This window comes from Streptomyces sp. NPDC001717 (genome assembly GCF_042892775.1).
In the GTDB taxonomy this organism is placed as follows: Bacteria; Actinomycetota; Actinomycetes; order Streptomycetales; family Streptomycetaceae; genus Streptomyces.
On the sequence record NZ_JBIAUK010000002.1, the window covers coordinates 96,499 to 110,285 of the forward strand.

Genomic DNA, 13,787 nt, shown 5'->3' on the forward strand with positions numbered 1-13,787 from the left:
CCCCCGCGCGGCCGCACCGCGGCGTTGACCGCCGCCACCGGCGCACACCTCTTCCCCCGGACTCCGGCCCGGCACCGGATCGACCTCCGGCCCGGCGTCTTCCACACCTGCCGGCTCCCACCCGTCGGGTGAACTCCGCGCGCCCCGATGCGGTCACCGCCACCGGCGCCGTATCCGCCATGCCCGAAAGGACCCCTGCCCATGAGCACGCTCTCCGTCCGCCCCGTCGCCGGTCACATCGGCGCCGACATCGACGGCGTGGACCTCGCCCGACCGCTGTCCGCCGAGACCGTCGAAGGGATCAAGCAGGCCCTCCACCGCCACAAGGTCGTCTTCTTCCGGGGGCAGCAACTCGACCACTCCTCCCAGATCGCGTTCGCCCGCCACTTCGGCGAGCTCACCTACGCCCACCCGCACGACGACGCCCCGCCGGAGGACCACCCGGAGATCTTCACCATCGATCCGCGCCGCTTCGAGGAGCGCTACGGGAAGAACTTCCGGGACGAGTACCGCAAGCGTCAGTACAGCTACTTCGACGGCTGGCACACCGACGTCACCGCCGCCGTGAATCCGCCCGCCGGCTCCATCCTGCGCGCCGAGAGCGTTCCGGAGTTCGGCGGCGACACGCAGTGGACCAACCTCGTCGCCGCGTACGAGGGACTGTCCGCCCCGGTCCGGGCGTTCGTGGACACCCTCCGCGCCGAGCACCGGTACGGCGGCAGCCGGCCGGTGGCCGCGGACGGCGAGTACGCCCGCCGCGTCAACGACAACCTGCTCGTGTCCGTGCACCCCGTGGTGCGGGTGCACCCCGAGACCGGGGAGCGCGCGCTCTTCGTCAACCCCGGGTTCACCAGCCACATCGTGGGCGTCACCGCCGCCGAGAGCAGGCGCATCCTGGACCTGCTGTACGCCGAGATCACCCGGCCCGAGTACACGGTGCGCTTCCGCTGGGAGCCCGGACACGTGGCGTACTGGGACAACCGGGCCACCGCGCACCTCGCCCCGCGCGACCTGGAACACCTCGACGTCGAGCGCCGGCTGCACCGGGTCACGCTGATCGGCGACGTCCCCGTGGGACCGGACGGGCAGGAGTCCGAGCTCGTCGCCGGACGCCCCTTCACCGCCGAACACCGGGTCGCCGTCGCCTCCTGACCCCGCCGGAGACAGGCCGCCGGCGCCGTCCGCACGGCGCCGGCGGCGACACCGCCATACCGCGCATCCGTCATTGCGCCGAACACGCAAAGGTCCCCCAGTACCGCCATGTCTGCATATCTCTCAAGACCGTTGAACCGCCGAGGATTCATCGCCCTGGGCAGCGGTGCGCTGCTGACGCTCGCGGGCTGCGCCTCCTCCGATCAGTCCGATCCCACGACGCGCGGCGCGCTCCCGACCCTGTCCCCCGACAAGAGCACCACCCTGCGCATCGGAGTCAGCACGGCGCAGGTCCAGCTGGCCGCCGAGCCGTCGCTCGGCCCGCCGCCGTTCTCCGTCGAGTGGGTCCGGCTCAACGGCGGGCCGGAGACCATTCAAGGATTCCGTGCGGGGGCGGTCGATCTGGCCGCCAACGCGGGGATGCCGCCGATCCAGGCCCATGACATCGGCGTCGACGCCAAGATCGTCGCCATCTCCCACAACACGGCGGTCAACTACATCCCGACGACACGGCCGGGCAGCGACATCAGGACGGTGAAGGACGTCGTCGGCAAGAAGATCGCCTTCTCCCAAGGGCAGGCGCAGGGCGTCACGATCCTGAAGTGGCTGAAGGACAACGGGATCTCCCACAAGGACGTGACCCTGGTGCCCCTGCCGAGTTCCCAGTTCCTGACCGCTCTCCAGGGCAAGCAGGTCGACCTCGCGCCGCTGACCGAGCCGTCGCTGACGAAGTACCTGAAGCAGTACGAGAAGGACGGCGCGCGGACCCTGCCCATCGAGGTGCAGGACCTGCTGAGCCTGCTGTGGGCACCCACGTCGGTGCTCGCCGACGACCGGAAGGCGGCCGCGATCCAGGCGTTCATCCCCCTCTGGGTCAAGGGCAACAACTGGGCCTGGGAGAACCCCGAGAAGTGGATCGACTCCTACTACGTCAAGGACCAGGGCGTCACCAAGGAGGACGGCGAACGGATCGTCACGTCACGCAAGAAGCCGCTGTACCCGGAGAACTGGGACTCCTCCATCGCCTGGGAGCAGTCGGTCGCCGATCTCATGTCCGGCGCGGGCTTCGTCAAGGGATTCGACGTCAGCGTGCTGTTCGACCGGCGGTTCGAGCGCGTCGCCGCGCAGTCCGCACCCGCCGAGTACCGCGGGCAGGCCTGAGATGGGCGAATACCTCTGGTACATCCCGAACACCGTCGAACCCGGTCACCGCGGCGACGACACTCCTGACGGCTGGGACACGCTCGACCACTCGACGGAACTGGCGCGGGCGGTCGAACACCACGGCTGGGCAGGGGCCTTGCTGGGCACCGGCTGGGGGCGACCGGACACCTTCACCGTGGCGGCCTCCCTCGCCGCCCGCACGACGACGTTCAAGCCGCTCATCGCGATCCGGCCCGGGTACTGGCATCCCGCGAACTTCGCCTCGGCTTCGGCCACGCTCGACCGGCTCAGCCAGGGCCGCGTCCTGGTCAACATCGTCAGCGGACTCGACGACGCCGCGTCGTACGGCGACGGCGAGTTCGACCAGTCGCGCCGCTACGAGCGCACGCTCGAGTTCCTCCAGTTGGTCCGCCGCCTGTGGGACGAGGAGGAGGTGACCTTCCACGGAAAGCACTACCGGGTGGACAACTCCACGGTCCGCCCGCGCCCTTGGGGCGCCGAACAGGGACTCCACCCCCGGCTGTACTTCGGCGGCGCCAGCGCGGCCGCCGAACGGGTCGCCGCGCAGGAGGCCGACGTCCAGCTGTTCTGGGGCGAGCCGCTGGACGGCATCGCCGGGCGGATCGACCGGCTGCGCGCGCTCTCCGAGACGGTGGGGCGCACACACCGGCCGCTGGAGTTCGGGCTGCGCATCACGACGCTCGTCCGCGACACCTCGCAAGAGGCGTGGCGCGCGGCGGAGGAGAAGGTCGCCCGCATGGCGCAGCAGGGACCGCGCGCCCGGGAAGCGTTCCGCCGCCATACGGCGGTCGGCCAGCAACGCCTCCTGGCCCTGGCGGAACGGGGCGACGTCCTGGACACCTGCCTCTACACGGCGCCCGGCCGCTACGGGGGCGGCGGTGCCGGTACGACGTGGCTGGTCGGCTCCGCGCAGGAGGTCGCCGACGCCCTGCGGCGGTACCGGGCTTTGGGCGTGACCCACTTCGTGCTGTCGGACACCCCGTACAAGCAGGAGATCGCCCGGATCGGCGACGAGCTGCTCCCCCTGCTGAAGGAGCCCGACCCAACCGGTCCGGCTTCCCCCACCGGAAGCCGGCGGCTGCCGGCCACTCGACCGACGGAGGCTCCGGCATGACCGCAGTGCTGCACGACACCACGTCCCTGCGCGCCGTGTACGGCGCGTTCCCCACCGGCGTCACCGCGATCGCCGCCCTGATCGACGGAGCTCCGGTCGGGCTGGCGGCCAGCTCCTTCACGACGGTGTCCCTCGCGCCGCCGCTCGTCTCCGTCTGCATGGCGCACACCTCGAGTACCTGGCCGGTGCTGCGCCGTGCCGGGCGCCTGGGCATCAGCGTGCTCGGCGCGCACCACGGGCCGCTCTGCCGACGCCTCGCCGGTCCGAGTGACGAGCGGTTCGAGGGGGCCGCGTGGCGGACCACACCGGACGGCGCGGTCCTGCTGGAGGGCGCGGGTGCGTGGCTCGAGTGTTCCGTCGACGACGAGGTGCGCGCCGGGGACCACGACATCGTCGTGCTCCGCGTCCACGACCTGCGCCTCGACGAGGCCGTCGATCCCCTCGTCTTCCATGCCGGCACGTTCCGCTCGCTCACCCCCGTATCCGGGAGCCACGATGAACGTTGACATCTCCACCCGTACGGGCGCAGGCCCGGCCACCGTGGACGGCGGACCCCGCGAGGCCCCAACGGCCACCGCGCCCCCGCCGGGGCCGGACCAGGAAGCCCGCGGGCTGGTCCCCGCGCTCCAGCGACGCCTCGGGCGCGGCCAGCAGATCCCGTTCGGCCGGCTTCTCGGCCCGCTGCTGGTCATCGTGGTCTGGTGGGCCGCCTCGGCAGCCGGATGGCTGGACCCGCGCAAGCTGTCGTCCCCCTCGTCGGTCCTGACCTCCGCCCAGGAACTGTGGACCAGCGGACGGTTGCAGGACAGCGTGCAGACCTCGCTGACCCGTGCGCTCCTCGGGCTGCTCATCGGGGTCGCGGCGGGCGTCGTGCTGGCCCTCGCGTCCGGGCTGTCCCGCATCGGTGACGCGTTCGTGGACGGCACGCTGCAGGTCAAGCGCTCCATCCCCAACCTCGCCCTGCTCCCCCTGCTGATCCTGTGGCTCGGCATCGGCGAGACGATGAAGGTCGTCGTCATCGCACTCGGTGTGCTGGTGAGCATCTACATCAACACGCACGCGGCGTTGGTCTCCATCGACGCGCGCTACGTGGAACTCGCCGAGGCACAGCGGCTCTCCCGCCCGCAGTTCCTGCGCAAGGTCGTGCTGCCCGCCGCGCTGCCCGGCTTCTTCACCGGCCTGCGGCTGGCCGTGACCGCGGCCTGGCTCGGGCTGATCGTGGTCGAGCAGATCAACGCCACATCGGGCATCGGCTACATGATGTTCCAGGCCCAGCAGTACGCGCAGTCCGGGATCATCCTCGTCGGCCTGGTGCTGTACGGCACCTTCGGGTTCGCCTCCGACGGCCTCGTCCGCCTGGTCGAGGGGAGGGTGCTGTCGTGGCGTCGTACGATCACCGCCTGAGCGGCGCCGCGGCGGCCCCGGCCGTGGAGCGCGCCGCCGTCCGCATCAGCGGCCTGACCCGGTCCTTCGGGGACCGCCACGTGCTCGACGACGTCGACCTGACGATCGGCCACGGCGAGTTCACGGCGCTGCTGGGACGCAGCGGGTCGGGCAAGAGCACGCTGCTGCGAGCGGTCGCCGGTCTCGACCACGGTGCGGCCGGCTCGGGGGAGATCCTCGTCCCGGCCCGGGTCTCGCTGGTGTTCCAGGACTCCCGGCTGCTTCCGTGGCTGCGGATCCTCGACAACGTCGTGCTCGGTCTGCCGGGCAGGGACGCCCGGGAGCGCGGACGCGCCGCCCTGGACGAAGTCGGCCTCGCCGGACGGGAAGCGGCCTGGCCGCACGAGCTGTCCGGCGGCGAACAGCAGCGGGCCGCGCTCGCCCGCTCCCTGGTGGGCGCACCGGACCTGTTGCTCGCCGACGAACCCTTCGGGTCCCTGGACGCGCTGACCCGGATCCGCATGCACCGGCTGCTCCGCCGCCTGTACGAAGCGCACCGGCCCGCCGTGCTGCTCGTGACCCACGACGTGGACGAGGCGGTGACGCTCGCCGACCGGGTGCTCGTCCTCGACGAGGGGCGCTTCGTCCAGGACCTGCGCATCGATCTGCCCGCCGGACGCGACCCCGGTGACCACAGGTTCCAGCACTACCGCACCACCCTGCTGGGCGCCCTGGGCGTCCTGCCCGCCCACCGTACGAAGGAACAGTCATGAGCAAGCGAGCCGGACAACTCCACCTGAACGCCTTCCTGATGGGGGTCGGCCACCACGAGGCCGCCTGGCGGCTGCCGGAGTCGGACCCGTACGCGGGCTGGGACGTGGCGCACTATCAGAACCTGGCCCGCATCGCCGAGCGCGGCAAGCTCGACTCGCTGTTCCTCGCCGACAGTCCGGGCCAGCACGGCGACCCGGGCCGCAGGCCGGCCGGACAGCTCGAGCCGACGGTGCTTCTGACGGCGCTCGCCGGGGTGACCGAGCGCATCGGCCTGATCGCGACCGCGTCGACGTCGTACAACGAGCCGTACAACCTGGCCCGCCGGTTCGCCTCCCTCGACCACGTCTCCGGCGGACGGGCCGGATGGAACATCGTCACGACGGCCGGGGCGGACGCGGCCCGCAACTTCGGCCTGGACGACACGCCCCTGCACAAGGAGCGGTACGAACGCGCCGGCGAGTTCCTCGAAGTCTCCACCAGGCTCTGGGACAGCTGGGCCGACGACGCGATCGTGGCCGACAAGGGTGCCGGTGTCCACGCCGACACCGCGAAGGTCCGCAAGATCGACCACGCCGGGCGGTTCTTCCGCGTCGACGGCCCGCTGAACGTCCCGCGCTCCCCACAGGGCCACCCCTTGTTGGTGCAGGCCGGTTCGTCCCAGAACGGCAAGGCCTTCGCCGCCCGGTGGGCGGAGGCGGTGTTCACCGCGCAGCAGACCCTCCAGGAGGCCCGGGCGTTCTACGCCGACCTGAAGAAGAGGGCCGCGGCCCAGGGACGTGATCCGCACGGGATCAAGATCCTGCCCGGCATCGTGCCGGTCATCGGCGACACCGAGGCCGAGGCGGCGGAGCTGGATCGGGAACTCGACCGACTGATCAGCCCCGAGTTCGCCAGGCGGCAACTCGCCCGGCTCCTGAAGCTCGATCCGGACGCCCTCGACCTGGACGGCGAACTGCCCGAGGACCTGCCGTCCGAGGACGAGATCGAGGGCTCCAAGAGCCGGTACACCCTGATCGTGGACCTCGCCCGCCGGGAGAAACTGACGGTGCGACAGCTCATCGGGCGACTCGGCGGCGGTCGCGGGCACCGGACGTTCACCGGCACGCCCGTCCAGGTGGCCGACGCGATCGAGGAGTGGTTCGACAACGGCGCCGCCGACGGGTTCAACATCATGCCCCCGGTCCTTCCGTCCGGACTCGAGGTGTTCGTGGACAAGGTCGTTCCGATCCTCCAGGAACGCGGCAGGTTCCGCACCGACTACACCGGCACCACCCTGCGCGAGCACTACGGACTGCCCCGCCCCGCCGACTCGTTCGCGCCCTCGCCGGCCGTCGGGGTGTCCGCGTGACCGTCACCTCCTGTAGCACCGCGGACCGTACGTCCCAGGCGTCCCCCGGACCGGTCGCGCCGGGATGGGTACGTCGGCTGACCCGGTACTGCCTGGCCTACCGGGCCGACCTGGCCTGGGCGTACGGCGCCGCGGTGGTCGCCGCGGTCGCCACGGCCGTACTGCCGCTCGTCCTGCGCCACGTCGTGGACGGGGTGGAGGTCTCGGCGGCGGACCTGACCCCGTGGGTCGCGCTGCTGCTCGGCATCGGCGTGCTGAGGTTCGGGGCGAGTTTCCTGCGCCGGTACTGTTCCGGACGGGTGTCCCTCGGCGTGCAGTACGACCTGCGGGGCGACGCCTTCGCGGCGCTGCTGCGCCTCGGCGGCAACCAGCAGGACGATCTGCACACGGGGCAGGTCGTCAGCCGCGCCATCTCCGATGTGACGCTCATACAGATGCTCCTGCAGTTCCTGCCGAACATGTTCGGCAACGCGCTGATGTTCGTCCTGTCGGTGGCGCTGATGGCGTCGCTGTCGCCCCTGCTGACCCTCGTCGCCCTCGTCGTCGGGCCGGTGCTGTGGCTGATCGCCTTCCGCAGCCGCCGTGACCTGTTCCCCGCCAATTGGCACGCGCAGCACGAGGCGGCCGAGGTCGCGGTGACCGTGGAGGCGGCGGTCGCGGGCGTCCGCGTCGTCAAGGGGTTCGGGCAGGAGCGGCGCGAACTGGACGCGCTGGAGCGGCGGTCGCGCAGCCTGTTCTCCTCCCGGGTCCGCGTCGCCCGGCTGACGAGCAAGTACAACCCGGCCCTTCAGGCCGTCCCGGTACTCGGACAGGTCGCCGTGCTCGCCCTGGGCGGCTGGCTGGCGCTGCGCGGCAGCATCTCCCTGGGCACGTTCGTGGTCTTCACCGTGTACCTCGGATCGTTCGTGACGCCCGTGCGCCAAGTGGCCATGTTGCTCACCGTGTGGCAGCAGGCCCGCGCCGGGGTGGAACGGGTGCTCGACATCGTCGACGCGGCCCCCGGCATCACCGACGCACCGGACGCCGTCGGCGTTGCGGACGGAACGCCGGCCCTCGAGTGGGACGGTGTGGTGTTCGGCCACGACCGGACGGCCGGCCCGCTGCTGGACGGGTTCACCCTGCGGGTCGAGCCGGGAGAGACGCTGGCGCTGGTCGGTGCGGCCGGCTCCGGCAAGTCCACGGCGGCGTCGCTGCTGCCGCGGTTCTACGACCCGGCCGCCGGGGCGGTCCGGGTCGGCGGCACCGACGTGCGCGAGCTGCGGCTGGCCGATCTGCGGGCCCGGATCGGCTTCGTGTTCGAAGAGCCGTACCTGTTGTCCGACACCATAGGGGCGAACATCGCCTACGGTCGCCCGGACGCCGCGCCCGGGCAGATCCGTCGCGCGGCGCGGCTGGCCCAGGCGGACGGATTCATCGCCGCGCTGCCGGACGGCTACGACACCGTGATCGGCGAGCAGGGCTTCACGCTCTCCGGCGGGCAGCGCCAGCGGATCGCGCTGGCCCGGGCGATCCTGCACGACCCCGCCGTACTGGTGCTCGACGACGCCACCTCCGCGATCGACGCCCAGGTCGAGGCGGCCATCCACACCGGGCTGCGCGAACTGGCCCGGCAGCGCACGACGCTGATCATCGCCCACCGGGCGTCGACGTTGGAGCTGGCCGACCGGATCGCCGTACTCGACAGCGGCCGGGTCGTCGACGTCGGCACGGCCGCGGAGCTGCGGGCGCGCAGTCCGCTCTACCGGTCGCTGCTGTCCCCCGACGGGCAACCCGGCGAACTCGGCGTGGACGAGGCGTCCGCGGCGCAGGCCCCTCGGCCGCGCGGCGTGACCGAGGAGCTCTGGCGCGGCGGCCCGGACACGGCCCGGGCCGGCCGGGACGTCGGTGCGCGGGTCGCCACCGCCTACGCGCAGGCCGCCGCGACGTCCGGGCCCGGCCGGCCGGGCCACGGGGCCGGTCTGCTCGGCGGCGCCCCGCCCGGCGCGGAGCTCCAGGAGCGGCTGGCCGCGTTGCCGCCGGTGGACGCCGATCCGAAGGTTGCGCCCGAGCAGGCACGTGCCTGGGACCCGGACTTCGGTCTGTGGTCCCTGGTGCGCCCGTTCCGTCTGCCGCTGCTCGCCGGCCTCGCGCTCGTCGGGGCGGACGCGCTCGCGCAGATCGCCGTCCCGGTACTCGTCCGGCACGGGGTCGACAGCGGCGTCACCCGGTCCGCGCCAAGCGCGCTGTTGCTGATCGCCGCCCTCGCGGCTGCGGTGGTGCTGCTCGGCTGGGTGGTGAACATCGCTCAGGTACGGGTGACCGGCCGCACCGGTGAGCGCCTGCTGCACACCCTGCGGGTGCGTACGTACGCCCAGCTGCAGAGGCTCGGCCTGGACTACTACGAGCGCGAACCGGCCGGCCGGATCATGACCCGGATGACCACGGACGTGGACGCGCTGTCGGCGTTCCTGCAGACCGGTCTGGTGACCTTCGTGGTCTCGCTGCTGACGATCCTCGGGGTGCTCGTCGCCCTGCTCGTGATCGACGCGGGGCTCGCCGTCACCCTGCTCGTCATACTGCCGGGCCTGATCGCCGCCACGATGGTGTTCCGCGCGCGGTCGCTGCCCGCGTACCTCGAAGCACGTGAGCGGGTCAGCGCCGTCAACGCCTACCTCCAGGAGAACGTGGCCCTGATCCGGGTCACCCAGGCGTTCGGCCGTCAGGCGCACAACGCTCGGGACTTCGCCCGGCTGGCCTGGGCGTTCCGTGACGCCCGGCTGCGGGCCCATCGGCTGATGGCGACGTTCTTCCCGTTCGTCGAGTTCCTGAGCACGGCCGCGACGGCCACGGTGCTGGTGATCGGCGCCGGACAGGTGCGCGACGGCCGGCTGACCGCCGGCACCCTGATCGCGTTCCTGCTCTACGTCGAGCTGTTCTTCTCGCCGATCCAACAGCTGTCCCAGGCGTTCGACGGCTACCAGCAGGCGGTCGTGGGCCTCGGCAGGCTGCGCGCCCTGATGCGCGAACCGGTCGGCACGCCGGTCGCCGCACGCCCCCTGCCCGTGCGTGAACTGCGGGGCGAGATCGAGTTCGACCGGGTGTCCTTCGCCTACCGCGACGGGGAACGCGAGCGGCTGCGCGACGTGACCCTGCGCATCGCCGCCGGGCAGACGGTGGCCCTCGTCGGTACGACCGGCGCGGGCAAGTCCACGATCGTCAAGCTCGTCGCCCGTTTCTACGACCCGACGACCGGGACCGTACGGGTCGACGGCATCGACCTGCGCACCCTGGACCCGGCCGGATACCGGCGCCGGCTGGGAGTCGTCCCCCAGGAGACCTACCTCCTGGGCGGGACGGTGCGGGACGCGATCGCGTACGGCCGCCCCGACGCCACCGACGCGGAGGTGGAGGCCGCGGCACGCGCGGTCGGTGCCCACGACATGGTGGCCGGGCTGCCGTCCGGCTATCTGACCGAGGTCGGGGAACGCGGCCGCGGCCTCTCCGCGGGCCAGCGCCAGCTGCTCGCGCTGGCCCGGGCCGAACTCGTCGACCCGGACGTCCTGCTGCTGGACGAGGCCACCGCCTCTCTCGACCTGGCCAGTGAACGCCGGGTGGCCGCCGCGACGGCCGCGCTCACCCGTCGGCGCACCACCCTCGTCGTGGCGCACCGGCTCACCACCGCCGCCCGCGCGGACCAGGTGATCGTCCTGCGGGACGGCGCGGTCGCCGAGGTCGGCAGCCATCAGGAACTCCTGGCGGCACACGGCCCGTACCGCCGGTTGTGGGACGCGTTCCGCGCCGCCGGCGACGCGTCGAGCGTCGACCAGCTCGCCGAATCCGGGGCAGTGCCCGGACGGCTGTCCATTCCCAAGGAAGGAATGTCATGACCATCCCGTACCGGCCCTTCGGCCGCACCGGCGTGCAGGTGAGCGCGCTCGCACTCGGCGCGATGAACTTCGGGGCCCGGGGCAACCCGAGCCACGAGGACGGGGTGCGCATCATCCACCGCGCCCTCGACGCCGGGATCAACATCATCGACACGGCGGACGTGTACTCGCAGGGCGAGTCGGAGACGATCGTCGGCGAGGCCCTCGCGGGCCGCCGGGACGACGTCTTCCTGGCCACCAAGTTCCACGGCCGCATGGGTGAGGACGTCAACCGGTTCGGCAACTCGCGGCGGTGGGTCTTCCGCGCGGTCGAGGACAGCCTTCGGCGGCTGGGGACCGACCACATCGACCTCTACCAAGTGCACCGTCCGGAGGACGACACGGACTTCGACGAGACCCTCGGAGCCCTCTCCGACCTGGTCCGCCAGGGCAAGGTCCGTTACCTCGGCACCTCCACGTTCCCGCCGTCGCGGATCGTCGAAGGGCAATGGACGGCGGAGAAGCGGGGCCGCGAGCGGGTGGTGTCCGAGCAGCCGCCCTACTCGATCCTGGCGCGCGGTGTCGAGGCCGAGGTGCTCCCGGTGGCACAGCGGTACGGCCTGGCGGTGATCCCCTGGAGCCCGCTCGCCGGCGGCTGGCTGACGGGGCGCTACCGAGCCGGTCGACCGCAGCCGGAATCCAGCCGCGCGGCCCGGCAGCCCGGACGCTTCGACGTCGGCAGTAAGGAGAACGCGGCCAAACTGGAGGCCGTCGAGGCGCTCGCCGTGCTGGCCGAGCAGGCCGGGATCACCCTGATCGACCTGGCCCTCGGTTTCGTGCTCTCGCACCCGGCGGTCACCGCGCCGATCATCGGCCCACGCACGTCGTCCCAGCTGGAGGAGCAGCTCGGGGCGGCGGAGAGCCCGCTGCCGTCGGACGTGCTGGACGAGATCGACAAGATCGTCCCGCCTGGCACCAACCTCTCGGCGGGGGACGCGGGGTACGTGCCGGCGAGCCTGCACGACCCGGCCGCACGACGGCGGGGCGGCCACTGACCGGCGGTCATGCGGGAGAGGGCAGGGGCGGGGCCCGGTGCCGCGTTGCGGCGATCCCTGCTCTCCACGCACCCGTTCCGCCTCTTCGGGATGGAGGTCCGCACGGGGCCCGGCGAGGCAGGGGGACGGGTACGGCAGGGTCCTCCACCGCTGTTCGTGCAACCTGGGGGCAGCGGGGCGGCCGTTCGCGCCGCGCCCCCGCGGCCGTTTCTCCCCGTCGGTTGTTGCGGCGGCGTTGCGGTCGTGTGGCATCCGCCACGGGTGGCCGGCCCGGCCCGGACGGCGGCCAGCTTACGATCAGCACCGGGGCACCCGGCTCCCCCGCGCGGTCGGTACGCGCGACCGCCCCGCCGGAACCACCCGTGCCCGAGTGAGGAACCGCAGATGCCCGCCCCGCTGAACAGCTCCTACCGGCAACTCCGCGGCGGCGGCGACGGCCGGAGGGAGGCGAACACCTCCACGGTGCTGCGGACCGTGCTCGACCACGGTCCGGTGGCCCGCAGGCGGATCGCAGCGCTCACCGGGCTCAGCCCGGCGGCGGTCTCACGGCAAGTGGTCGACCTCGCCCGGCTGGGGCTGGTGCGGGAACGCCCGGAACTGGTCGCCGCGGCGGGCGTCGGCCGCCCGCAGGTTCCGGTGGACATCGACTGCGGCCGGGTCGCGGTGGCCGGTGTGCACATCGGGGTGCCGGGCGCGACGCTGTCCCTGATCGACCTGCGCGGGCGCGTCCTGGCCCGGGAGGACGTGAGCAGTCGGGATCCCGGCCCGGCCGGGATCCTGGGACGGGTGACCAGCCGGCTGCCCGCCTTCCTCGCCGCGCACCGGGGTGGTCTCACCCTCGCGGGGGTGGGTGCGGTGCTGGGCGGAAGGGTGGATCCGGAGCGTGGGATCGCGGCACGGCACGAGCCGCTCGGCTGGTACGAGGTACCGCTGCGCGACGCACTGGAGCGGGTCACCGGACTGCCGGTGTACGTCGACAACCACGCGCGCGCCCTCGCCCAGTCGGAGATCCTCTTCGGCCATCCCGACGCGCAGCACAGCATCGTGGCGGTCTTCGTGGGCCACGTGGTCGACGCGGCTCTGGGCAGTGGCGGCCGGGTGCACCTCGGGCCGCGTGCGGCCACCAGCGACGTGGCTCACCAGCCCGTACCCGGCAGCCGGGCCAAGTGCCCCTGCGGCAGGACCGGTTGCTTCGAAGCGGTGGTCTCCGACACCGTGCTGTTCGCGGAAGCCGCTCGGCAGGGCATCATCGCCGAACCGGACCGCGCCCTGCTCTGCGCGGCCGTGGCGGCGGGACATCCCGGCGCCGACCAGCTGGTGCGGCGTCGGGCACGGTTGATCGGCCGGGCGGTGGCGCTCCTGGCCGACCTGGTCAACCCGGACGTGGTGGTGGTGCACGAGACCTTCTCCGGGGCCCATCCCCGGTACCTCGACGCGATCCGTGAGGAGGCGGTCGAGCGCTCGCACCTGTGCGACGACCCGGAGCGGATCGTGGCTCCGGGGGCGGGGGAACGGGCACTCGACGTCGCGGCCGGGACGGCCGTTCTGGCCAACATCTACGGTGATCCGCTACGAACGGTGGCGTTTGACCAATCATCCGGTGTCTGACAATCTGCGCCCATGACCCCGACCGTGCGGCTCGTTTCCCGCCGGCATGTCGACCTCTGTCGCCATGCCAGCGCGATCTGTGCTGTGCCGTCGCCGGGCTGTCCCCGCTGATTTCGACGTCAGCCTGACGCCGGACCGCCTCGGCCGCGGTCCCGCCGTTCCCGTGCTGCGGGACCCCCATGGGCCACGCCCGCTCCCCCCGCCCCGCGTTCCGCGTTCCGCGATCCTGACCGGATCTCCGCGCCGCGACTCCCCCTGTTCACCCTGCGATGGGCCGCACCCGGTCCCACCTGCGGTGAATTAGTTCCGCTCAGATTGCAATT

Annotated in this window: 11 protein-coding genes; all 11 read left to right on the forward strand. The window is 72.5% G+C overall.

Annotation, left to right across the window (positions count from 1 at the left end):
• Nucleotides 1-201 precede the first annotated feature (201 nt).
• The gene (locus ACFYZL_RS04985) at nt 202-1,152 is read left to right on the forward strand and encodes a TauD/TfdA dioxygenase family protein (protein WP_388676093.1); all 951 of its coding nucleotides are present in this window, start codon (nt 202-204) and stop codon (nt 1,150-1,152) included.
• 108 nt (nt 1,153-1,260) lie between these two features.
• Nucleotides 1,261-2,313 (forward strand): ABC transporter substrate-binding protein, encoded by a 1,053-nt coding sequence (locus ACFYZL_RS04990; RefSeq protein WP_388676096.1) that lies wholly within the window; start codon nt 1,261-1,263, stop codon nt 2,311-2,313.
• Between the two features lies 1 nt (nt 2,314).
• Nucleotides 2,315-3,451, forward strand: coding sequence for an LLM class flavin-dependent oxidoreductase (locus ACFYZL_RS04995; RefSeq protein ID WP_384742986.1), 1,137 nt, complete (start codon nt 2,315-2,317; stop codon nt 3,449-3,451).
• Nucleotides 3,448-3,957 (forward strand): flavin reductase family protein, encoded by a 510-nt coding sequence (locus ACFYZL_RS05000; RefSeq protein ID WP_384742989.1) that lies wholly within the window; start codon nt 3,448-3,450, stop codon nt 3,955-3,957. Before ACFYZL_RS04995 ends, ACFYZL_RS05000 begins: the two co-directional genes overlap by 4 nt.
• The gene (locus tag ACFYZL_RS05005; protein WP_388676101.1) at nt 3,947-4,855 is read left to right on the forward strand and encodes an ABC transporter permease; all 909 of its coding nucleotides are present in this window, start codon (nt 3,947-3,949) and stop codon (nt 4,853-4,855) included. Before ACFYZL_RS05000 ends, ACFYZL_RS05005 begins: the two co-directional genes overlap by 11 nt.
• On the forward strand, nt 4,831-5,607 hold the full coding sequence (locus ACFYZL_RS05010; RefSeq protein ID WP_388676104.1) for an ABC transporter ATP-binding protein: 777 nt from the start codon (nt 4,831-4,833) through the stop codon (nt 5,605-5,607). The genes ACFYZL_RS05005 and ACFYZL_RS05010 overlap by 25 nt, the downstream gene beginning before the upstream one ends.
• A complete protein-coding gene (locus tag ACFYZL_RS05015; RefSeq protein ID WP_388676107.1) occupies nt 5,604-6,956 on the forward strand; it encodes an LLM class flavin-dependent oxidoreductase in 1,353 nt (450 codons plus the stop codon). Before ACFYZL_RS05010 ends, ACFYZL_RS05015 begins: the two co-directional genes overlap by 4 nt.
• On the forward strand, nt 6,953-10,822 hold the full coding sequence (locus tag ACFYZL_RS05020; RefSeq protein WP_388676110.1) for an ABC transporter ATP-binding protein: 3,870 nt from the start codon (nt 6,953-6,955) through the stop codon (nt 10,820-10,822). Before ACFYZL_RS05015 ends, ACFYZL_RS05020 begins: the two co-directional genes overlap by 4 nt.
• The gene (locus ACFYZL_RS05025) at nt 10,819-11,856 is read left to right on the forward strand and encodes an aldo/keto reductase (RefSeq protein WP_384743002.1); all 1,038 of its coding nucleotides are present in this window, start codon (nt 10,819-10,821) and stop codon (nt 11,854-11,856) included. The genes ACFYZL_RS05020 and ACFYZL_RS05025 overlap by 4 nt, the downstream gene beginning before the upstream one ends.
• A 384-nt stretch (nt 11,857-12,240) precedes the next feature.
• Nucleotides 12,241-13,464, forward strand: coding sequence for an ROK family protein (locus ACFYZL_RS05030; RefSeq protein WP_388676113.1), 1,224 nt, complete (start codon nt 12,241-12,243; stop codon nt 13,462-13,464).
• 12 nt (nt 13,465-13,476) lie between these two features.
• On the forward strand, nt 13,477-13,575 hold the full coding sequence (locus ACFYZL_RS05035) for a putative leader peptide (protein WP_328740532.1): 99 nt from the start codon (nt 13,477-13,479) through the stop codon (nt 13,573-13,575).
• The last annotated feature ends 212 nt before the right edge of the window (nt 13,576-13,787 follow it).